We start from the raw sequence: 20,923 nt of genomic DNA on the forward strand, positions 1-20,923 counted from the left end.
CCATGCTCGGCCAGGGAGGCTGCTGGGACGTCGTCCGCAACCCAGCACGCTCTGCGCTATTCGGCGCTCAGCGTCCCTTCGTTCTTGGCGGAGGGACTGCCAAGCAGCTCAGCATAAAGTGCCAGCATTTTCTCCACGGTCGCGTCGAGACTGAAGGCCTGCGCGAGCCGGCGCCCCTCCGCCCCCATGGCGGCGGCGCGGTCGTGGTCCGCCGCAATGCAATCAACCGCCCGGGCGAGCGCGCAAGGATCGGGGCGGTGGACGATCAGGCCTGAGCGTCCGTCGGCCATAAACTCCAACAGCGCCGGCGTAAACAGCGCCACCACCGGCAGGCCCGCCGCCATCGCCTCCAGCACCGCCAGACCGAATCCTTCATAATGGGACGCGCTGATGAAGATGTCGCTGGCAGCCAGCAGCATCGGCACGTCGAAGCGCTGTCCCAGCAGCTGCACATGGCGCTCCAGCCGCGCCTGCGTGATCATGCGCTCGAGCAGTGGGCGATCCTCTCCTTCGCCAGCCACAAGCAGACAGGCTTGCGGCCAGCGCCGCGTCAGCGTCTCCATCATCGGAATCAGCAACCGCTGGCCCTTGCCTTCCACCAGACGGCCGACATTCACAATCACCGGGTAACGCCCGGCGATGCCAAGGCCGGCGCGGACCTCGTTGCGGTGGGCATCCATTGGGTCGCCAAGCGGCAGCCCGTTGTGGATGACGCGGATGCGGTCGGCAGGCAGCGAGAGCCACGCCGACTGGCTGGCCCGCACCGCCTCCGAGACCGCCACCAGCCGGGCAAGGTTGAGGTTGAGCAGAGCCCGGTTGCCAAGCCTCGTCATGCGCTGGCGCACGATGCGCGCCAGCGCATGTGGACGGTCGGGAAAGGGCAGGGGGCTCGGCGCAAGTGCGTGGAAGCTGTTCACCACAGGGATATGGCGGATCAGCCCAGCGAACTGTCCGGGAATCCGGTCACGCATCGTGTTGTTGGTGTGGATCAGATGCACCCGTTCGGCCCGCGCAAGGCTCGCCAGCCGATGCACGACGGCCGGCAAGCCGGCCCAGCTGTCGAACGGCAGCACGAAGACCGGCAGGCCGGCCGCGCGATAGTCTGCCTCCATGGCTCCGCCGCCCAGCGCTGCCACCACATGGCGGAAAGGCCCGTTGCGCATTCGTGCGAGGTTGCGCAGCAACAGCGCCTGTCCGCCGCCCAGCGCCAAGTCCGGCAGCATATGGAGGATCGTCGGCCGCCCGTCTGCCGGCGCCGCAGACGGGTGCTCCACCGCCGTCACGTGCGTCAGGTCCATGTGGCAGCCCCCGATGCAAAGAAGATTTCGTGCTCCTGCAGGAACTGCGTGAGAAAGTGGGGATCGAGCACGGGCCAGTCGGCCTCGCCGGTCAGATTGGTCGTCTGGCTGCGATAGGCGCAAATCGCCATCTTCTTGCGGTCCAGAAACGGGCTGGTCTCGACCAGCAAAGGGGTCAGTCGCCGCAGCGACAACACCGGCCGCTGCAGCATCTGCCACAACTTCATCGCGGCCGATGCCTCCAGGTCGATCCAGGAGCGGGCATCCCAAAACCACACCGGATATTCGAAGATCTCCAGCGGCTGCCCGGTCGCGGCGGCCGCTGTGGCTGCGGCACGGTGTGCCGCCCGGTTCAGTGCCCGGTGATCGGGGTGCCCATCAATGGCCGAAGGAACCAGAAGCTCCTGCGGGGCCACAGCGGTGATCAGGCGGCACAGCTCCTCATCCAACTGCCTGCCGGCTTCGGCAAGGCAACCGTCGCGATAGCCAAGAAAGCTGACCGCTCTTGCCGGCACCCCGAGGAGGCGGGTGGCCTCCAGCGCCTCCTTACGGCGCAGCGCGATCAGATCGTCGCGGCCGAGCACGGCCGAGCGGTGGGACGCACCGCCGTCGGTGAGGACCGCCACATGGACCGGCGTGCCCACAGCCCGCTTGCGCAAGATCGTCGCCCCGCAGCCCAGCGTCTCGTCGTCGGGATGGGGAGCCAGCACCAAGGTGGACCTGCGCTCGAAACGCGCCGTGTCGTCCAGCCCGCGCGCCAGCAACAGCCGGCGGTACAGCGAAATGCCGGCGGCGTGGCCGGTTTTGAAAATGGCCGAGCGATAGAGCCTGCGCGCCACAGTCCTGGACGAGAGTGCTCCGCTCATTCCGGCACCTGCGGCGCGCATTGGAAGGTCGCTGCGCCCAGCCCGAGCGCAGCCTCGCGGATCGCCCCGTTCGGCGAGAAGCCCCAGTCGTGGTAGAGCATCCAGGCGAGAATGACGGCACAAGCCGGCCCCAAGACCAGGGCAATGCGCCAAAAATCGATGGTGAATGGGGGGGAGCGGCGGAGATGGTGTCGGAAGACCAGCAGGGCTCCCGCACCGATGGCCAACCCGACCAGCACCTCTGCTTGCGAATGAACACCAATCAACAAGCGCGTCACGCAGATGCTGACAATGACGAGGGCCGCCACCGTCACGGCCAGTCCGGTCCAGCCGGGCTTTTGCCGGGCGACCAGCATCGCGATCGCTCCATAGACGGCGGTGCCGAAGGCGGCATGGCCACTGGGTGTCACCAGACGCAGCCGATCAAGTGAGTCACAGGTCTGCAGCGCGAATTTCAAAATCGCGATCGGCACCACCGCCGCCAGCATGGCCACTGCCCAGGCCCCCGCCGCCTGCCGGGAGCAAAAGGCCAGCAGCCACAAGAAGACGCCGACGGAGAGCGGCAGCAGGATGGCCAAATCCCCTAGATTGGTGACCCCATCCACGGCTTTGGCAAGAAGTGGGTCCATTGCTTTCAGGCTCCTCCCCGGATGTCGGCAGGGCGGGGGGAGACCATACTGTGGCGCCACCAGCCGGTCAGGCACAGGCCGAGGACCAGCACCGGGGCAGCCCGGGTGACGAGGATGCCGAACATCGTCCCGTCAAGGCCGAACCAGTGCGGCAGCACCCAGGCGCTGACGATGCCGAAGGCCGCCTCGCACAGGATGCTGAGGAAGAAGGGACGGGTCAGCTCGATGGCCGACAGCGCCGCGCTCAGCGGGAATTGCAAGAAGCCGGCGGCATAGATGGCGACCCACCAGTAGACGAGATGGGCGTATTGCTCATAGCCGGGACCATAGAGCAGCAGCAGGATATGCGCGGGAAAGCCAGTCCCCACCGCCAGGATGGCGAGGCAGACCGCTCCAGACAGCGCGGTGACCCGGGTCAGGTAGCGGACCAGTGGCCGCTCGCCGCCCTCGGCCAGCAACGCCGCGGCCCGCACAGGCACGACGTTGTTCAACGCCTGGATCAACACCTGCACCGGGGCGAAGATGTTGGTGGTCGCCCGGATGGCGCCGACCGCTGCCGTGCCCAAGACACCGCCGGCCACCATCACGATCAGATGCCCGGACCCCCATTCCAACAGGGCCGCGCCGACCGTCCAGCGGGCAAAGCGCCACTGCCGCGGCAGGAACTCCCGCATGGCGGCGGCGGTGAGGCGCAGGCCGGCAAGGCCGTAGAGCGTCACTCCCATCCCCGGCAGGGCGGAGAGGAAGACGAACCACAGCGCCAGTTCTGTGCCGCCGCCGAACAGAAGCAACAGCAGGGTGCGGCTGCCGTAGGTCGTCACGTCCACCAGGACGGCAAGGCGTGGGCGATCCTGCGAGAAAAACAGGCGGCGGGCAAATTCCTGCAACTGGTCGCCGGCACAAGCGGCGGCGAGCGGCACCGCGATCTGCGTCGGGATCGCGCCCGGCGCCATCAGCGCGATCACCCAGGCGCCGCAGAGAATGAAGGCGCTGCCTCCCACCACCAGCACCAGTTGGCAGGCCAGCACCACCCCGTAATACGCATCGCGGCGCTGCGGCTCCTGCTTCGGGCCGATGCTCATCATCGGGGCGATGATCAGGCCGCCTTGCAGGCTTCGGAAGAACAACAGCACCAGCCAGGCCAGCATAAAGAGTCCAAAGCCTTCCACACCCAGCTGACGGGCGAGGATCACAATGGTCAGGAAATTCGCGCCGCTGGCGACGGCCTGGTCGACAAGCGCCCAACTCAACGGATGGCGCGAGACGGAGCGCGCGCGAACGATCAATCGCATGGAACCCGCTCTGCGTGCTGGGAAAGCGCTTGAGGCGCGGCCAGGATAGACGCGGAAACCGCCAAGATTCTTATGGGCAATCGCATAAGCCTGCCTATTCCTTCGTGTTGGCGGCCTTCACGAAAGGGAAAGTCAGAGATCAGGTGGCCAAGACCACTCTTTGCTGGATGACAGCAGGGTACAACCAATCGATAATTGATTCCTGCTTGGTCAAAGCAACGGCATTCAAGGGCAATGACATGGCGATTGCTAAGAAGATAGCGCGCTTTGTTATCAAAGCAGCCAATCGTGGCGGTGTGTCCATTACTGTTCAGGTCCGCTCTGGCGTTGGGCAGGGGCTGCGGATTCAGCTGTTGAATGCAACACGCGACCATCTGAACGGCACCTGCGAACCCCCGGTGCAGCAGTGTCTTGCCGACTGTCTCAAATCAGGCGACGTGTTTCTCGACATCGGCGCCAACATCGGATTCTTCTCGATCATCGCCGCCCGGCTGGTGGGGATCCGTGGCCGGGTTGTGGCCGTGGAGCCGGTTTTGGCAAATGTCTCCTGCATCCAGGAGAATGCGCGGGTCAACGGGCTGGGCAATGTCACCGTGCTGCCGGTGGCGGCCGGCGCCTGCAACGGCACCGGAACGCTCCACCTGACCGCCCATTCCGGCGGCGCCACCTTGTCGTCCGACGACCTGCCGCCCGACGTGACCGACAAGACGGAGGTGCCGGTTCTGTCCATCGACGGGCTGATCGACAGCGGCCGCATCGCGGTGCCGGCCATGGTCAAGATCGATGTGGAAGGAACGGAACTGGCCGTGCTCGACGGCATGCGCCGGACCCTCGACAGCCACCACCCGATGATCGTCTTCGAGGTCGACGACGAACGGCCGGCAGCGGCAGAGGCAAAATATGCAGCACTGGCCGCAAGGCTGGCGCAGCATGGCTATCGGGTGGAGCGGCTGGAGCGCTCCTATCAGGGCATTGCCTGGTCGGTGATCCACGGCTTCGCCCAGTGGGACGGGGCGGCTTGCCCCCCTTTGCCCTGACACTCTCCCCGCGTGCACGGAAAACCGCAGCCAAGGAACCGACGGTGATCCCCGCAATGCCCCCCCATCGGATGCCGGTTTTGCTGCTGGCGCTTGTGTTGCTGAGCATGCCGGCACTGTGTCAGTCGACAGCCGCGGCATCCGCAACCCATGTCGTGGCGCCGGATGGCAACGACCGCAACCGCGGCAGCGCCGCCGCCCCCTTGCGCAGCCTTGGAGAGGCCGCCCGCCGGGCCCGGGCCGGGGACCGGGTGCTGATCCGGCCGGGCATCTACACTGAATCGGTGGAAATCGTGCATGACGGACGGCCGGACGCCCCGATCCTGTTTGAGGCCGAACAGCCAGGGACCGTCGTCATCAGCGGCGCGGACAGCGGATTCCAGCCACAGCAGTGGGCCGGCGACCATGACCCGGACACGCGCAGCGGCAACAGCTGGGTCACGCTGAAAGGCCTTGTATTCCGGGAAATCGGTGAACGGCCGGCGGTGCGGGCATCCAACGGCTGGCACATCGACTCCTGCCTGTTCGATCGGGTGGGGTTCGGCGTCAACATCCGCGGCAACGACGTGACGGTCCGTGCCAGTCTGTTCCAAGACATCGACTCGCCGACGGCCCACGCCATCGTCGCGGCAGGGGGACGCAATCTGCGGGTCACGGACGTCACCATCCGGCGGATCAACCGGAAGCGCCTGATCGCGTCGGCCGCCAATTCCGCAGTGACGAAATTCCTCGGCACCGATGGGCTGGTGGTGGAGCGGCTGGTCAGCGAGGACAACATCGGTCCCGGGCTGTGGCTCGACACCGCCAACCGCAACTTCGTCATCCGCAACAGCCTGATCCGGCGCAATGCCGGCAATGCTGAGGGGTGGGAGGGGCCCGGCATCTGGATCGAGTACAATCAAGATGCTCATGGCCAGGTCAAGGACAACATCGTGATGGCCAACAGCAGCGCCGGGATCGAGGTGCTGGAGAGCAGTGGCGTCCTGATCGAGGGCAATGTCCTGCTCGGCAACCCCGCCTGTATCGCCTTCCGCAACCTGCCGCGCGGGGAGCCCCCGGCGCCCCTGCTGGGCGACCTGCAGGTCCGCGGCAATCTGTGCGGTGGCTGGACGACGGCGGCGGTCGCCACAGGCCCCGGCCTTTGGGATGGGTTTGACCCGACGCAGCACGGCATTGTCATCAATCGCAACCGCTACCTCGTTCCGCAGGCGGAGCAGCAGGCCGGCCCCCTCGTCTCATGGAATGGCAAGACGGCCGGCACGCTCGCGGACGTCGTCAAAACATTCGGCTTCGAATCGCAAGGCCTGGCGCAGTAAGCCGCGGTCGCAACGCCATGCGGACCCTGCGCCCAGTTTGGGGGAGCTCACAATGAAAAGGCCGTTCAAGGTGATGATGTTGCTGCTGCCGGTGCTGGGCGCCTGCGCGATCAACCCCGGCAGTTCGCTGCCGGACCTTCAAGAAAGCCAAGTGCACCCTTACCAGCTGGACACCGGTGACGAGCTTCGGGTGATCGTGTTGGACGATCCGCAGCTTTCCGGCCAGTTCAAGGTGGACGGCACCGGCTCCATCTCCATTCCCACCGTGCCCCGCCTGGAGGCCCGTGGCAAAAGCACGGCGCAGCTTGAACAGGACCTGCGCACGGCGCTCAAGCAGGGGCAGTTCCGCTCGCCCGAGGTGTCGGTCGAGGTCGTCACCGCCCGCCCCTTCTTCATCCTGGGCGAGGTCACCCGCCCTGGGGCCTACCCCTATGTTCCCGACATGTCGGTCCTGACCGCCGTCGCAATCGCCGGAGGTTTCACCTACCGGGCCCAGGGCGACTATGTCTCTGTCACCCGAAAGCTCGACAATGAGAAGGTCGAGCGACGGGCCGGTCGAAGCGCCAGAATCGAACCGGGGGACGTCATCTATGTGTTCGAGCGCATCATCTGATCGCCCTGCGTCCCGCCGCCTTCTCCCCTTGCGCCTTGCCCTGTTGAGCATCGGCCTCGTCCTGGCCGTCGCGTCCCCCGGCCATGCGCAAAGCGTCGGGCGGACCGCTGGCGTGATGGATCGGCAACGCCCCGATTATGACCCCACCGGCGTGCCACTCGGCGGGTTGCGTCTGTATCCCAGCCTGACGCTGAGCCAATCCTACACCGACAATGTCTTTGCGACCGAAACGGACACGCGCAGCGATTTCGTCACGGTGCTCCTGCCGCAAGTTCGCCTGTCGAGCAATTGGTCGCGGCACAGTCTCAGCACCGAACTCTACGGCCGGTTTACCCGATATTGGGAGAATGACGTCGCCGACACCGATGAGTATGGCGGCTCGCTCACCGGCAGCCTGGATCTCGCATCTCTGGGAACGGCCAGTGGTTTTGCCTCCTATGGCCGGGGAGCGCAGGCCCGCACCGACCCGGAAGCACCGGACAACTCGCGCCCGTCGCTGTTCGACCGACAGTTTCTTCAGCTCACCTACAACAAAGCCTTCAACCGCCTGCTGACGCGGACGGAGATCGAGTACGAGCGCTATGACTTCCAGAATGAGGCCGATCGCCTGCTCGATCGGACGGAACTGTCGGCAGCGGCCCAGATCGGCTATCAGCTATCGCCGCGCATCGCCCTGTTTGTGCGGCCGGTCTACCGCGACCGCCACTACGCGGAGGCGGGCGCCAACGGCGTCAGCCGCGACAACAAGGAATACAACCTGCTGGTCGGGGTCGATTTCGAGGTCGCGTCGCTGCTCATCATCAATTTTTCGATCGGCGCCCTTTATGCCACCTTTGACGACCCAGCTTATTCTGCCCTGACCGGCGTGGCGGTCAACGGCACCGCCCAGTGGTTCCCGACGGAAAGGCTGACGGTGACAGCCTCGGCTCGCCGGTCGACCCAAGCGACGCAGCAAACCCTCGCCTCCACCCGCCTGAACACCACCGTACAGATGGCCGCCGACTACGAGCTGTACCGCAACGTCCTGGTCGGGGCCCGGCTCTCCTACCGGGAGGATGAGTTCGCCGGCACACCGCGCACCGACAAGACCTGGGGGGCCGGGGTGGGGGTGCGGTATCTCATCAACAGGACCATGGCGGCCTATTCGGAAATCGGAACGCTGCACCGGACCTCCACAGCCGCCAGAGCCGGGTTCGACCAGACGACGGTGACGGTCGGGCTCCGCTTGCAACTCTGACCGGCTTTTCCCCGACCACGCCGCCCATGATCCGCTCCACACGGGGGAGGTATATATGGGTCTTCCTTCGGGGCAGCCGCCCTGCCTCCTGTACGCACGGAAGAGCGGTTGCGGCGGGCCGGGTGCAATGTCTTCTTCTGAAGACAACAGCAGCAGAACGCCACGAACAAAAATCCGGGCAAAAAATCCGACACCCATCGTCCAACAGCGGATCGGCGGAATGGAAGAGAATTTCACCCGTTGGAAGCCGATTTACGACATGTCCCGCGGTTTGGCCGCGCGCATGCCTTTGCTGCGAAAGGCGGCAGAACAGGTCGGGCTTGGACGGTTCGGCACCTATCTTGCGGAAAAGGCGGTTCCCGCCCAGCCCGACCGCATTTATCTTGAGACGGAAATTCTTCCGGTGCTTGCGGCCACACGGCCGCAGCGCGTCCTGTTCGTCGGCTGCCGCCGCTACACCAGCCATTACGGGGCATGGTTCACGGCCGCCGGAAGCGAATACCACACCACCGACATCGACCCGGCGGCCCGCTGCTGGGGAGCGCGTGGTCGCCACGTCACCGCCGATGTCCGCAACATTCATCGTCACCATCCTGCCGGTCATTTCGACCTTGTCCTGTTGAACGGGGTCTTTGGTTTCGGCCTCAACGAGACCGAGCCGATGAATGGGGCGCTGGAGTCTCTGCACCGTGTGATGCGACCGGGCGGCATTTTGCTGGTCGGCTGGAACCGCGGCCTGATCGCCGATCCTCGGGAATTGTCGCGCATGCAGGCCCTGTTCCGTCACCAGGAGGTGCCGCCTTTGCCGGCGCGCAAGGGCTTCACCGACCATATCCGGCATGTCTACGACCTGTTTCAGGCGGTCTGAGAGCGCCGGCTGCTTCGCCCTGTTTCTCGCACGTGGGAGGCATCGTGCCCGACCAGTTCACCCATCCGGAGGACTGCACCGATCACACGACAGGTTCTGAGAAGCCCGTGGTGCTCCAGGACGATTTCGTCCATGACCTGGGCCCTGGAGCGGTCATCGGCTCGCTCACTCCGGACGGTCATCGGCGCCGGGGCGCCGACCCCGAAGGCGTTCTGTCGGTGCACAACGGCGTGCTGCGCATCAGGCCGCTGGCGGAGCCCGGATGGGGGCGGGCGTCCCTCGCCTATGGACCGTTCCAGCGCCGGGCAGGCTTGGCGATGGCGGCTTATGTCCTCAATGCCGACAACGGCGCCGCCCCCTACAAATTGGGCAGTTTCTACCGTCGCGTCGGCCGATGGCTGCTCGGCAGCGGGGAAACGCCGCTGCTCAAGCGCCTCACGCTGCTGCCGCGGCGCTGGCGCTGCGAGCCCTTGCCGCGCCGGCTGCTGCGCTGGCATCGCGCGCTGAAGACGAGGGTCACGGCCGAGCAGCTTGGCGGCAATCTAGCCGTTGGCTGGTTCGGGGCCGATATCCCCAGCAATCCGGTGGAGGAGGGCGAAGCCTGGGTGGTGCGGGGGGCCGGTCCCGACAATGCCCATCTGCTTTGCCACAGCGGCAGTCGGTTGATGCCGGTCGACACCCGCTTTCCCAACATGCCGATGCACTATATTGTCCTGCTGCGGACGCAGGGTGCCGCCTATTACCTCCCCTCCACTCAGACGGTTGCCGGGGAGCTCTCCTTCCCGACGATGCGGCCGGTCGCCATCGACCCGACCGGACAGACCCAGGAGCTGTGGGCCGGAGTGCACCAGAGCGCGGTGGGTGAAATCGGCTTCAGCGGCGACACGCAGGTCCACGGCCTGCGGGTGGCTGATCTGCCGGACCTCGCTCTTTGGTACGGCACCGCCCAGGCTGCCGACCTCCTGACAGGACAGGGCGATCTCGCCGGATCCTTGGCAGAAAAAGGCGGACTGTGGACCGGCAGCTCCGGAGCCTTCCGCCGCACCCCACAAGGCTGTGTCCCGTCCGGCGCCGGCCTGGTCTTGCTGGCCCCCTTCGTTGCCTCGGGCCTGATCCACGCGGTGATCGAAGCGGCTGACCAGCCGGGCGCCGTGACCCTCGTCTGGCGGGCGGTCGACGCTGATCATTGCTGGCAGCTTCGTCTGGAAGAGGGCCACTGCACAGTGGAGGAGCGGCGTGCCGGCACGGTCCGGCTGCTGCACCCGGTCCAAGACCGTGGGCTGAGGCCAGGATGCGTATCCCATCTTCAGGTGACGGATGAGGGCACGCGCATCCAGATCATGCTGGACGGTGAGGAGCTGTGCACCTTTTCCAGTGAAGACAGGCTTGAGAGCGCTTGGCCGATTGACGGCCGCCGCGTCGGGCTGGCGGCGGACGGACCCGGCCAGTCGCTGATTCGCCAGTTTGAAGCCCACCCCCGTGCCGTGCCCATCCCGCCCGTGCTGTGCATGGCCGCTCCTTGGGTCGAGGACGGCACCTGCACGCTGGTGGAGGAGGATTTCTCAGGCCCACCGCACAACGACCTGGACGGCTACATCTCCCGCGGGTTGGGCGGCCGCACCGCCGGAAAACTGGTCTGGCGCAAGCTGATGGGCGTGGACCGCATGGCACTCGACGGGCACGGCGTTCAAGTCATCGCCAGCCCGGCCAAGCCGGTGCGCCGGCGTCTGGCCTACGGCATCGACTGGGCCTCTCCGGAATTCGCTGACCTGAGCGCCATTCTGCTGCCGCCGCCGGCGGTCAGGGAGGAGGATTGCCGGGGCCGTGCCGGGCTGATCTTCTGGCAGGATCCTGACAATTATCTGATGGTCAACAGCTGGATCGACAACAGCCACAGCGGCGGCTTCAAGCATTGTGGGGCGGTGTCGTCCTTCTTCCATCTCAATGGCTTTGAAGACATCTACGACGCCGCTTGGACCAATGTCGGCGACAGCATCCAACCGGGGATTCCCGTCACTCTGCGGGTGGTCAGCGATGGCGACCGCTACCGTGTCCACGTCGATGGCCGGGCCGTGCTGTATCGCAGGCTGTCGGACATCTATCCGGGCTTTCCCGGCCTGACCATCCGCCGCGTCGGCATCCTCGCCAACTGGGAGTGGGGGCATGATACCGGCAGCCGTTTCCTCTCCTTCACGGCGTCGGCCCGCGACATGCCTGGTTCCGGGTGGACGTAGGCGATGTGGGGGCGCTTCGTTGCTTTCCTGACCGTCGGCTATTTCTGTCTGGGGCGAACCTTTGCCTATTTCGGAATCCCGCAGGCAAAGCTGTTCATCGGAGAACTGGCGCTGGGTGCCTTCATCCTCGCCAAGCCACAAGCGGCGATCGGGCTGTGGGTCACCTCGCTCCTGCGGCCTTCACCGTTAAGCATCCTGGCGACGGCACAGTACCTGTTCTTGCTGTGCGGCATTCTGCAAGCTGTGCGCGGTATATTCGCCGGTTCCGGCTTCGACATCATCAAGTACTTTGTCTTCAACTACTACAGCTTCTATCTCTATTTTGGCCTGTGGGCCGGACGTGACGACCCGTCCTTGCTGTCACGCACCCTGCGCGCCATTGCATGGTTCAACGGCGTGTATGGGTTGCTCTACCTGGTGGCGCTGAAGGACATCGAGCTCTTCCTGCCGGGAACGGAGAATGTTCGTGTTTTCAGTCAGGCCAATGCCTCGGCCGCCGCGGTGCTGGGCCTGATCTGTTTTGAAAAGAGGCTTGGGCAGGTCTGGCATCTGCTGCTGCTCAACATTGTCGTCCTGCTCGGCAACTCCGTCAGAGCGGAGTGGCTGGGGTTGGGGCTGGCGATCCTGCTTTGGGCGCTGCTGACCGGCCGCATCGGCCGCATCATCGCGCTGGCTGCGGCGGGGCTGGCGCTGCTCGGCCTCGTCGAACTGTCGGAAATTCAGATCGCTGGGCGCGGCGAGGTCTCCTTTTCCAGCATTGTCAGCCGCGCCGTCGCTCCCTTCGATGAAAAATTGGCCGCCGAGTTCAGCCCCTACGCGGCCGACGATGGCGGAACATTGAAATGGCGCCAAGCCTGGTGGGAAACCATCTGGGCTTCCGCCAACTCAAGCCCGGAGTTGGAGTTGTTCGGCCACGGATATGGGTTCGACCTGTTCAGCCTCGCCCCACCCAGTGTGCGTGCCGGCCAGGAACATGAAAATGTCCGAACCCCTCACAACGTTTTCTATTATGCTCTGGGCTACACCGGCTGGATCGGCGTCGTGATCTTCGCTCTGTTCCAGCTATCCATTCTATACCTGCAATGGGTATCCTACAGATGTTCGGATCAACCTTTCGGAATGCTGTACTGGTTGGCCGGCATATCCATCTCATTCTTCAGCAACTACTTTGAAACGCCCTTCCAATCGATTCCCTTTTACCTGGTGATGGGAATGGGAATGGCACCGGTGCTGGGAGAGCATTCAAGCCCAATAACCCCGGCAGCCCGTCAAGTCGGCTCCCACATCGTGCGTGCGGGCGATTGATGATCAGGCTGTACATCGCGGCAGCGCGCTGCCCGCCGCGGTCCGAGCCGCAGAACAACCAGGCACGTCTGCCCAAGGCCATCGCCCGTCCATTGTGCCCATGCCGGGCAGGATGTTGACGTCCATTACCGCTGGCATCCGCTGCATGGCCATCGCGTTCGGGTGATGTGGAGCGAGACGCCATCGGCCATCTCGTTTTCGTCGGGTGGCGCTTGGCATCATCACCGTGTTGCCGGAATGGATGTTGGACCCTGTCATTTGCGCCGACATGGAACTCGGTACGCCGCGGGTCGCGGTGGAAGCCTCCCTTCGGATCGAAGCGCCGCAGCGGACAAGCGCGCTCTATGACCTGCAGCCGATTGCCCGGCGGACGGCGGCGTCTATAGTCACGCTTATGCAGTGTCGAAACCATCCATGCTTCCGGACGGCGAACGCCACATTGGCCGTCACTTGGCCCATCACGGGGGGAAGCGGATCGACATGGCGACGGCAGCGCGAACAGGGTCGGGAACAGGGTTCGAGATGGATGCGGGCGCGGCGGTGAGGGCGGATCGGAAACGGGCGGCATGCTGCGGCTTCTGAGAACCAACCGTCCGCTCCAGCGCATCGGGGCGCTCGGCGTCGCCGTGCTGGCGGTGCTGTGCGGCGGCACCGCGATCGTTCTGAACCGGCTGCATGACGAGACGCTGGCCGAAGCCACGCTGGGCCTGCGCACGCTCAACGCCTCGCTGGCCGAGCAGACCGCCCGCGCCATCGAAGGGATCGACCTGACCGTCGGCGGAATCGCCGAGCAGATTCCCCTTGAGAACCGGCGCAGCCTCGAGGCCTTCAAGCGGCTGCGCTTCGAGCGGCAGGTTCATGAGATCCTGAAGGCCAAGGCGTCCAGCCTGCCGCAGATGGAGGCCCTGAGCCTGGTCGCCGCCGACGGCAATCTGGTGAATTTCACCCGCCAGTTCCCGGCTCCGACACTCGACCTGTCCCAGCGCGACTATGTCCTGGCGCTCAAGGATGCCGATCCCGGACAGGCCTATGTCAGCCGCCCGACGAAGAGCATCGTCACCGGGGAGTGGACGCTCTACATCGCGCGGCGCGTGAACACCCCCGACGGCGGGCTGGCCGGTCTGGTGGTCGGGGCCATCCGCCTGTCCTATTTCGAGGAGTTCTACCGCAGCCTGCATGTCGAACCGGGCAGCGGCTTCAGCCTGTGGTGGCGCGACGGCATGCTGCTGGCACGTTTCCCGCCGGTGCCCGAAAAAGTCGGAACCATCGCCACCAGCCCCGGCGTCGCCGAACAGATCGCCCGTTTCGACACCGGCACCTACGCAACGCCGCGCTCGATCGACGGCAAGGACCGCATCCTGTCCTTCCAGGTCCTGCGCAACTACCCGCTGGTCGTCGGGGTCAGCCGGACGCGGACGGAGATCCTGGCCCGCTGGAAGAGTCAGGCGGTCGTCATTGCCGGCGCCGGGCTGGTCAGCGCGGTGGCGCTCGCCCTGATGCTGTGGGCGATGGCGCGCCAGTTCCTGGCCTACGAGACCGCCAACCGCGCGCTCAGCGAGCGCCGGCAGGCGGTCGAGGCCCGCGACGAGGCGGAGGAGCATGTCCGCCAGCTGCAGAAGATGGAAGCGCTGGGCCAGCTGACCGGCGGCGTCGCCCACGACTTCAACAACCTGCTGCAGGCGGTGCGCTCCAGCCTGCACATGCTGGAGGCCGGCGGCGAGCTGCGCGGGGCGGAGAGCCGCCGGGCGGTGGAGGTGGCAAGCCAGGCGGTCGACCGCGGCGCCACCCTGACCCAGCACCTGCTGGCCTTCGCCCGCCGCCAGCGGCTGGCCCCGGCGCCGGTCGACCTCGGCGCCCAGGTGGCGGGGATGGCGACGCTGCTGGAACGCACGCTGGGCGGCGCCATCCGCATCCGCATCGACCGCGACGCCGGCGTGCCGCCGGCGCTGGTCGATCCCCACCAGTTCGACATCGCTCTGCTGAACCTCGCCATCAACGCCCGCGACGCCATGCCGGACGGCGGCACCCTGACCATCGCCGTGACCAGCCTGTCGGTGGGGGTGGGTAAGAACGCGGAGACGGGGACGGGCGACGGGCTCTCTCCCGCCGTGGCACCCTCTCTGGCGCCAGGCGGCTATGTCGCCGTGACCGTGCGCGACAGCGGCACCGGCATGCCGCCGGACGTGCTGGCGCGGGCCTGCGACCCCTTCTTCACCACCAAGCCGGTCGGGCAGGGCAGCGGTCTGGGGCTGAGCATGGTGCATGGACTGACCGCGCAGTCCGGCGGCGGCATGCGCCTGGAAAGCCATCCCGGCCTCGGCACCGCGGTGACGCTGTACCTGCCCCACGCCCCGGTTCCGGCGGACGGCGGGTCGGACGCGCCCGACGGGGCCGCCGCCGGAAACCGGCCGTCGCCCGTGCCGTCCGCCGCCCTGTCCGACGCCGTGCGCGTGCTGCTGGTCGAGGACGACGCCCTGGTCCGCATGGCGAACGCCGCGGTGCTGGACGAGGCCGGCATCCTGGTGTCGGAGGCCTCCAGCGGCGAGGAGGCTTTGGCGCTGCTGGAGGCGGACGAGGGGATCGGCGTCCTGGTCACCGACTTCGCCATGCCCGGCATGACCGGCGCCGACCTGACCCGCCTCGTCCGCCGCCACCGCCCCGGCCTGCCGGTCCTGATCGTCACCGGCTATGCCGAGAAGGCGGTGCTGCAGGATCTGGGGCGCGAGCCCGGCATCCGCATCCTGTCCAAGCCGATCCCGCCGGCGGCCCTGATCGGGCACATCATGGAGGCGCTTTAGAAAGCCCGCGTTACTGGCCCTGCAGCGGGAAGCAGCCGCGTCCGGCCGTCTTCAGGGCGCTGCAGGCCGCGTCGGCGGTGGCGGCGGGGAATCCGGTCAGGCGGGCCTTGTAGAGACCGCCGGAGCGGACGATCGCGGGACTGGCGCCGGCCGCGAGGGGGCCCAAGCGCTTGGCCGTGTCGCGGGCGCTGCGCACCGCCGCGGCATGGCTGGCGAAGGCGCCGACCTGAATGGACCAGGAGCCGCCGTCGGGCTTCGCTACGGACTTTGTGGTGGCGGACTTTGTGGTGGCCGGCTTCATCGAAGGGACGGCAACGCTCACCGCCGTGCTGCGTTCGGCGGTCGAGGCGCTGTTTTTGGTAATCACCAGATCCGGCTGCACGGGCGCCGGCCTGGACGGGCTGGTCGGGCGCTTGAAGCCGGCGTCCAGCAGGTCGGCGACTTGGGTGTCGCGGGCGGCGGCGCTGTGCCCGCCCATCACCACGGCGATCAGGCGGCGGCCGTCCCGCACCGCCGAGGCGGCAAGGTTGAAGCCGGACGCGGCGATGTAGCCGGTCTTGATGCCGTCCATGCCGGGATAGCGCGCCATCAGGCGGTTGTGGCCATAGACCGTATCGCCCTGCCAGTCGAAGCTGCGGCGCTTGAAATAGGCGTAATGTTTGGCATGGCGGCGGATCAGCGCCCGGGACAAGGTCGCCATGTCGCGCGCCGTCGTCCGCTGCAGCCGGTCGGGCAGACCCGACGCGTTGCGGAACACCGTGTGGCGCATGCCGAGCCGGCGGGCACGCGCCGTCATCTTTTTGGCGAAGGCCGGCTCGTTGCCGCCCAGCGCCTCGCCCAGCACCACCGCGACGTCGTTGGCCGAGCGGGTGACCAGCGCCAGGATCGCCTGCTCCACCGTGATGGTGCTGCCCGGCGCCAGCCACAACCGCGACGGCGGCATCGACGCGGCATGCCGCGACACCACAAGGCTCTGGTTCAGCCGCAGCGTGCCGCGGTCCAGCGCCTCGAAGGTCAGCATCAGCGTCATCATCTTGGTCAGCGAGGCCGGGTAGGTCAGCCGGTCGGCATTGCGCGCCCGCAGGACCTTGCCGCTGTCCGCATCCATCAGGATCTCCGCGGCGACCGGGGTCCAACCCTTTTTGGCCGAGGCCGGCAGGGGCGCCAGCAGGACCGCGAGAGCGGTCAGGGAGAGCAGCAGCGTCGAAGCGCGGGCGAGCAGGGGCATCGTCTCAGGTCCGGCGGTTGGTGCAGCCCCGTTGCGGCGCGGGCGCTGTCGGCGTTGCGGGTTCCCCCTTTGAAAGCGGGACGGGCGAAAACGGGACGGGGCGGGACAGCCGCCGGGCGGCCGGCATCATCCGTCGGACAGCATCGAACGGACCATGGCGCGGAAGGCATCGACCGCCACCGGCTTGGCCAGCATGCGCATGTTGCGGCCAAGCCCATCCTCGCCATCGCCGGGCCTGTCGTCCAGGGCTTGGAAGGCATAGCCGGTCAGGAACAGCACCTTCAGATCGGGATAATGCGCCTGCGCCGCCTCCGCCAGCTGGCGGCCGTTCAGGCCGGGCAGCCCGACATCGGTCACCAGCAGGTCGACCGGCGGTAGCAGGTCGACCGGCGGTCTGGTGCCTTCCCGCCCGGCCGCGGCCTCGCTCAGCCGGGCAAGCGCCGTGGTGCCGTCGGCGGCCTCCAGCACGGTGTAGCCGTCGCCCTCCAGCACCTCCACCAGCAGCATGCGGACCAACCCCTCATCCTCCACCACCAGCACCGTGCCCCGTCCGGCGCGGCCGGTGGGCGGGGTGGGGACGGCGGCGGGGGCAGGGGCGGGGTCTGCCTGCTCGGCGGCGGCGGCATGGTCGCGCGGCAGGTGGAGATGCACCGCGGTGCCGCGGCCGAGCGCGCTGTCGATGCGGACGAAGCCGCCGGACTGGCGGGCGAAGCCGTAGAGCTGGCTCAGCCCCAGCCCGGTGCCCTGGCCGATCGGCTTGGTGGTGAAGAAGGGCTCGAAGACGCGGGCCAGCACGTCCGGCGGCATGCCGGTGCCGCTGTCGCGCACGGTCAGCACGGCATAGTCGCCGGGCTCCACCCCCGGTTCGTTGGCGAGATCGGCCGGCCGCAGGCTGGCGTTGGCGGTCTCCACCGTCACCGATCCGCCGTCGGGCATGGCGTCACGGGCGTTGATGACCAGATTCAGCAGGGCGCTTTCGATCTGGTTCACATCGGCATGGACCGGCCACAGCGGCTCCGCCAGCCGGCGCTCCAGCCGGATCTCCTCGCCCACCGAGCGGCCCAGCAGGTCCCACAGCCCGACCACCAGCAGGTTGAGGTCGGCGCGCTCCGGCTTCAGCGGCTGGCGCCGGGCGAAGGCCAGCAGGCGCCGGGTCAGGGTGGCGGCCCGGTCCACGGCGGCGCGGGCGGTGGCGGCGAAGGGGGCGACGTCGGTGCGGCCGTCCGACAGCCGCTGCTCGATCAGCTCCAGGCTGCTGCTGATGGCCTGCAGCAGGTTGTTGAAGTCGTGGGCGACGCCGCCGGTCAGCTGGCCGACCGCCTCCATCTTCTGCGCCTGGGCCAGGGCCTCGCGCGCTTCGTCCAGCGCCTGCTGGGCCTTGCGGCGTTCGGTGATGTCGCGGGTGACCTTGGCGAAGCCGCGCAGAGCCCCGGTCTCGTCACGGATGGGGTCGATGACGACGCTGGCCCAGAAGCGGGTGCCGTCCTTGCGCAGGCGCCAGCCCTCCGCCTCGAACTTTCCCTCCGACAGGGCGGTGGCGAGCGCGCGCTGCGGCATGCCGGCAGCGCGGTCCTCTGGCGTGTAGAAGCTGGAGAAGTGCCGGCCGATGATCTCGTCGGCGGCATAGCCCTTCATCCGCGCCGCCCCCGCATTCCAGCTGCGGATGACGCCGGTGGGGTCGAGCATGAAGATGGCGTAGTCGACCACGCTCTGGACCAGCAGGCGGAACTGCCGTTCGCCGGAGATGGGTTCCCAGGCGGGCGCGACACGTTCGTCCTTCATAACAACGACTTTCCGGAACAAAGGAGGAAGCAAACTTCCCAATGATCCGCGCTCGATACCGACAGGGTCAATAACCCAATACGACTATCCAGGTATCATTCCGCCGCATTACGCGGAATTTGCCGGGAGTTGTCCGGCGCAATTTGGGGCGGGATTTGCAGTCATCAGGGGAAAGGGGCGGGGCGGCGCACCGCCCCGCGGGTTCCCTTTTGGCCAGGGCTCAGCGCGGAGCCAGCACCATGACCATCATACGACCTTCGACCCGGGGCATCTGCTCGACCTTGGCGATGTCCTGGAGCTGGTCGCGCACACGGACGAGCACGTTCAGACCGAGATCCTGGTGCGCCATCTCGCGACCGCGGAAGCGCATGGTCATCTTGACCTTGTCGCCTTCCTCGATGAAGCGGATGGCGGAGCGCATCTTCACGTCATAGTCGTGATCGTCGATGTTCGGCCGAAGCTTGATTTCCTTCAGCTCGATAATCTTCTGCTTCTTCCGCGCCTCGTTGGCCTTCTTCTGCTCCTCGAAACGGAACTTGCCGTAATCGAGGATCTTGCAGACAGGCGGATCCGCCTGGGGCGCCACTTCGACGAGGTCGAGGTCGGCATCCGCAGCGGCTTCCAGCGCTTGGCGGAGCGGCACCACGCCGACCATCTCGCCGTCGGCGCCGACGAGGCGGACCATACGGGCGGTGATTTCACGGTTGAGGCGCGGGCCTTCGCGGACGGGGTCCGCGTCGTAGAGCTTGGCTATGGTGATCTCCTGTGGTCGTGGAGGGGTAGAAAGGGGCTAAGCCCGGGTCGAGAGGCTCAGCCCAGGATGTCGAGCACAATCTGCCGCACTTCGCTCCGGGTCAAGCCGGACGGCTCCGGAGCGGAGCGGAAATCGGCCTTTTTGCCCTCAACTGCGGCGAATTGGCCAGCAGAGAGGCGGTTCGAGGCCAGCTGGGCCGGCATAAGCGCGGGCTGGGCGGTGAAATGGCCGGTGGAATGCGAAAGGGCGGAAAGGATCGGGGTCGTCATGAAAATCCTCCAGGCCGGATGGGCGGACCGATGGATTCGGTGCCGGCCGGCTCTTGCTTGTGTGTGGCGTCGTGAAACGGGAACCAAAGCGGCGCACCGCCGCGAGAGGCTCCGATAAAACGAAACAGGCCCGGATGCGGGCATGTTCCAAAAGTCCGGCGTCCCCGGAAAAGGCTCCCTCCCGTCGGACCGGAGAAGGCGGGGAGCAAAGGCAGGGGAACGCACCGCGCAAGCGGTTTTCGACCTTTCCCCAGATGGGGGCCGGGTCCTGGCTTTTCAAGCGTTCCGCTCCGCTTCTCCATCCGGCCGCCGAACCCGAATGGAACGCGGGAAGCTCTCCCGTGGTTTCGTCTCCACCGGCACAGCGGGCCTGATGATCGGAACGGACGGGTGAAGGAGGGTGGCGATGCGGTGGCAGGGCGGACGGGAAAGCGAGAATGTCGAGGACCGCCGCGGGCAAGGGGGTGCCGGTGGCGGCCTCGGTGGCGGCTTCGGTGGGGGCGGCTTCGGCGGCAGGGGTGGCGGCATCCGCATCGGCAAGGGCGGGCTGGGCATCGGCGGAGCCATCGTTCTGCTGGTGGTGTCGATGGTGCTGGGGGTCGACCCGACGGTGCTGCTGGGCGGCGGCGATCCGGCGGACCAGGGCACGGCCGGGCGGACGCAGATCGGCGATGCCGCCCCACGCAGCCAGGCCGACGACGAGCTGAAGCGCTTCGTCTCCGTCGTGCTGGCCGACACCGAAGACACCTGGCAGGGCCTGTTCCAGCAGATGGGGCGCCAGTACCAGGACCCGACGCTGGTCCTGTTCACCGGCACAGTGTCGTCGGGCTGCGGCCGGGCGCAGGCGGCGATGGGCCCCTTTTACTGCCCGATGGACCGCAAGCTCTACATCGACCTCGGCTTCTACCGCGAGCTGCGCGACCGCTTCCAGGCGCCCGGCGACTTCGCCCAGGCCTATGTCATCGCCCATGAGGTCGGCCACCATGTGCAGAACCTGCTGGGCATCTCCGACAAGGTGCAGGCGGCCCAGCAGCGGGCGCGCGGTGAGGCCGAGGCCAATGCCCTGTCGGTGCGGCTGGAGCTGCAGGCCGACTGCTTCGCCGGCATCTGGGGCAACCACGCCAACCGCGACCGCCGGATGCTGGAGCCCGGCGACGTCGAGGAGGCGCTGACCGCCGCCAGTGCCATCGGCGACGACCGCCTGCAGCGTCAGGCGCGCGGCACCGTCAGCCCCGACAGCTTCACCCACGGCAGCTCCGCCCAGCGCGCCCGCTGGTTCCGCACCGGCCTGGAAAGCGGCCGGCTGGAAGCCTGCGACACCTTCGGGGCGGACCGGCTGTGAGGGGGGGCAGGCTTGACCGTTACCCGTTACATAACGCATAATATTCCGCGAGAGG

The 20,923-nt window shown here is 67.0% G+C and carries 17 protein-coding genes; 9 read left to right on the forward strand and 8 right to left on the reverse strand.

Going from position 1 to position 20,923, the window contains the following annotated elements; all coding sequences use genetic code 11:
• Window positions 1–56: 56 nt before the first annotated feature.
• From TSH20_RS21510 to TSH20_RS21525, 4 genes are read right to left on the reverse strand one after another with little or no spacing between them, the layout of a single operon-like run.
• On the reverse strand, window positions 57–1,298 hold the full coding sequence (locus TSH20_RS21510; RefSeq protein WP_109156059.1) for a glycosyltransferase: 1,242 nt from the start codon (window positions 1,296–1,298) through the stop codon (window positions 57–59).
• A complete protein-coding gene (locus tag TSH20_RS21515) occupies window positions 1,289–2,164 on the reverse strand; it encodes a PIG-L family deacetylase (RefSeq protein WP_158282040.1) in 876 nt (291 codons plus the stop codon). The genes TSH20_RS21510 and TSH20_RS21515 overlap by 10 nt, the downstream gene beginning before the upstream one ends.
• On the reverse strand, window positions 2,161–2,793 hold the full coding sequence (locus tag TSH20_RS21520; protein ID WP_109156057.1) for a phosphatase PAP2 family protein: 633 nt from the start codon (window positions 2,791–2,793) through the stop codon (window positions 2,161–2,163). The genes TSH20_RS21515 and TSH20_RS21520 overlap by 4 nt, the downstream gene beginning before the upstream one ends.
• A 5-nt stretch (window positions 2,794–2,798) precedes the next feature.
• Window positions 2,799–4,085 (reverse strand): lipopolysaccharide biosynthesis protein, encoded by a 1,287-nt coding sequence (locus TSH20_RS21525; protein WP_109156056.1) that lies wholly within the window; start codon window positions 4,083–4,085, stop codon window positions 2,799–2,801.
• A gap of 143 nt (window positions 4,086–4,228) precedes the next feature.
• Here TSH20_RS21525 and TSH20_RS21530 point away from each other — a divergent pair, with 143 nt between their 5' ends.
• From TSH20_RS21530 to TSH20_RS21565, 8 genes are all read left to right on the forward strand, one after another.
• A complete protein-coding gene (locus TSH20_RS21530; RefSeq protein ID WP_109156055.1) occupies window positions 4,229–5,122 on the forward strand; it encodes an FkbM family methyltransferase in 894 nt (297 codons plus the stop codon).
• Between the two features lie 80 nt (window positions 5,123–5,202).
• Window positions 5,203–6,438: a right-handed parallel beta-helix repeat-containing protein gene (locus tag TSH20_RS21535; protein ID WP_158282041.1), complete on the forward strand. Its 1,236-nt coding sequence runs from the start codon at window positions 5,203–5,205 to the stop codon at window positions 6,436–6,438.
• A 52-nt stretch (window positions 6,439–6,490) separates the two neighbouring features.
• Window positions 6,491–7,051 carry a polysaccharide biosynthesis/export family protein gene (locus TSH20_RS35040; RefSeq protein WP_158282042.1) on the forward strand — a complete coding sequence of 187 codons (561 nt, stop codon included), beginning with the start codon at window positions 6,491–6,493 and terminating at the stop codon, window positions 7,049–7,051.
• A 43-nt stretch (window positions 7,052–7,094) separates the two neighbouring features.
• On the forward strand, window positions 7,095–8,288 hold the full coding sequence (locus TSH20_RS21545) for an outer membrane beta-barrel protein (protein ID WP_158282043.1): 1,194 nt from the start codon (window positions 7,095–7,097) through the stop codon (window positions 8,286–8,288).
• A gap of 55 nt (window positions 8,289–8,343) precedes the next feature.
• Window positions 8,344–9,156, forward strand: coding sequence for a class I SAM-dependent methyltransferase (locus tag TSH20_RS21550; protein WP_109156051.1), 813 nt, complete (start codon window positions 8,344–8,346; stop codon window positions 9,154–9,156).
• 44 nt (window positions 9,157–9,200) lie between these two features.
• Entirely contained in the window at window positions 9,201–11,390 is a 2,190-nt protein-coding gene (locus TSH20_RS21555; protein WP_109156050.1) for a hypothetical protein, read from the forward strand.
• A gap of 3 nt (window positions 11,391–11,393) precedes the next feature.
• Window positions 11,394–12,695 (forward strand): O-antigen ligase family protein, encoded by a 1,302-nt coding sequence (locus TSH20_RS21560; protein ID WP_109156049.1) that lies wholly within the window; start codon window positions 11,394–11,396, stop codon window positions 12,693–12,695.
• A 566-nt stretch (window positions 12,696–13,261) separates the two neighbouring features.
• Window positions 13,262–15,493 carry a hybrid sensor histidine kinase/response regulator gene (locus tag TSH20_RS21565; protein WP_109156048.1) on the forward strand — a complete coding sequence of 744 codons (2,232 nt, stop codon included), beginning with the start codon at window positions 13,262–13,264 and terminating at the stop codon, window positions 15,491–15,493.
• A gap of 10 nt (window positions 15,494–15,503) precedes the next feature.
• Here TSH20_RS21565 and TSH20_RS21570 read toward each other — a convergent pair whose 3' ends face one another.
• From TSH20_RS21570 to TSH20_RS21585, 4 genes are all read right to left on the reverse strand, one after another.
• Window positions 15,504–16,721: a D-alanyl-D-alanine carboxypeptidase family protein gene (locus TSH20_RS21570; RefSeq protein WP_109156047.1), complete on the reverse strand. Its 1,218-nt coding sequence runs from the start codon at window positions 16,719–16,721 to the stop codon at window positions 15,504–15,506.
• A 126-nt stretch (window positions 16,722–16,847) separates the two neighbouring features.
• Window positions 16,848–18,503 carry a PAS domain-containing sensor histidine kinase gene (locus TSH20_RS36170; protein WP_109492979.1) on the reverse strand — a complete coding sequence of 552 codons (1,656 nt, stop codon included), beginning with the start codon at window positions 18,501–18,503 and terminating at the stop codon, window positions 16,848–16,850.
• A 220-nt stretch (window positions 18,504–18,723) separates the two neighbouring features.
• Window positions 18,724–19,257: a translation initiation factor IF-3 gene (gene infC, locus TSH20_RS21580; RefSeq protein ID WP_081506050.1), complete on the reverse strand. Its 534-nt coding sequence runs from the start codon at window positions 19,255–19,257 to the stop codon at window positions 18,724–18,726.
• A gap of 56 nt (window positions 19,258–19,313) precedes the next feature.
• Window positions 19,314–19,526: a hypothetical protein gene (locus tag TSH20_RS21585; protein WP_109156556.1), complete on the reverse strand. Its 213-nt coding sequence runs from the start codon at window positions 19,524–19,526 to the stop codon at window positions 19,314–19,316.
• 406 nt (window positions 19,527–19,932) lie between these two features.
• Here TSH20_RS21585 and TSH20_RS21590 point away from each other — a divergent pair, with 406 nt between their 5' ends.
• Entirely contained in the window at window positions 19,933–20,868 is a 936-nt protein-coding gene (locus TSH20_RS21590; RefSeq protein WP_109156555.1) for a neutral zinc metallopeptidase, read from the forward strand.
• The last annotated feature ends 55 nt before the right edge of the window (window positions 20,869–20,923 follow it).

This window comes from Azospirillum sp. TSH20, from assembly GCF_003115935.1.
Classification (GTDB): Bacteria; Pseudomonadota; Alphaproteobacteria; order Azospirillales; family Azospirillaceae; genus Azospirillum.

Bases quoted from the DNA above. Each gene is read 5' to 3' on its own strand.
- TSH20_RS21520 (WP_109156057.1), bottom strand. From the start codon at position 2,793: ATGGACCCACTTCTTGCCAAAGCCGTGGATGGGGTCACCAATCTAGGG.
- TSH20_RS21570 (WP_109156047.1), bottom strand. From the start codon at position 16,721: ATGCCCCTGCTCGCCCGCGCTTCGACGCTGCTGCTCTCCCTGACCGCT.
- TSH20_RS21510 (WP_109156059.1), bottom strand. From the start codon at position 1,298: ATGGACCTGACGCACGTGACGGCGGTGGAGCACCCGTCTGCGGCGCCG.
- TSH20_RS21565 (WP_109156048.1), top strand. From the start codon at position 13,262: ATGCTGCGGCTTCTGAGAACCAACCGTCCGCTCCAGCGCATCGGGGCG.
- TSH20_RS36170 (WP_109492979.1), bottom strand. From the start codon at position 18,503: ATGAAGGACGAACGTGTCGCGCCCGCCTGGGAACCCATCTCCGGCGAA.
- TSH20_RS21515 (WP_158282040.1), bottom strand. From the start codon at position 2,164: ATGAGCGGAGCACTCTCGTCCAGGACTGTGGCGCGCAGGCTCTATCGC.
- TSH20_RS21585 (WP_109156556.1), bottom strand. From the start codon at position 19,526: ATGACGACCCCGATCCTTTCCGCCCTTTCGCATTCCACCGGCCATTTC.
- TSH20_RS35040 (WP_158282042.1), top strand. From the start codon at position 6,491: ATGAAAAGGCCGTTCAAGGTGATGATGTTGCTGCTGCCGGTGCTGGGC.
- TSH20_RS21590 (WP_109156555.1), top strand. From the start codon at position 19,933: ATGCGGTGGCAGGGCGGACGGGAAAGCGAGAATGTCGAGGACCGCCGC.
- TSH20_RS21525 (WP_109156056.1), bottom strand. From the start codon at position 4,085: ATGCGATTGATCGTTCGCGCGCGCTCCGTCTCGCGCCATCCGTTGAGT.
- TSH20_RS21560 (WP_109156049.1), top strand. From the start codon at position 11,394: ATGTGGGGGCGCTTCGTTGCTTTCCTGACCGTCGGCTATTTCTGTCTG.
- TSH20_RS21550 (WP_109156051.1), top strand. From the start codon at position 8,344: ATGGGTCTTCCTTCGGGGCAGCCGCCCTGCCTCCTGTACGCACGGAAG.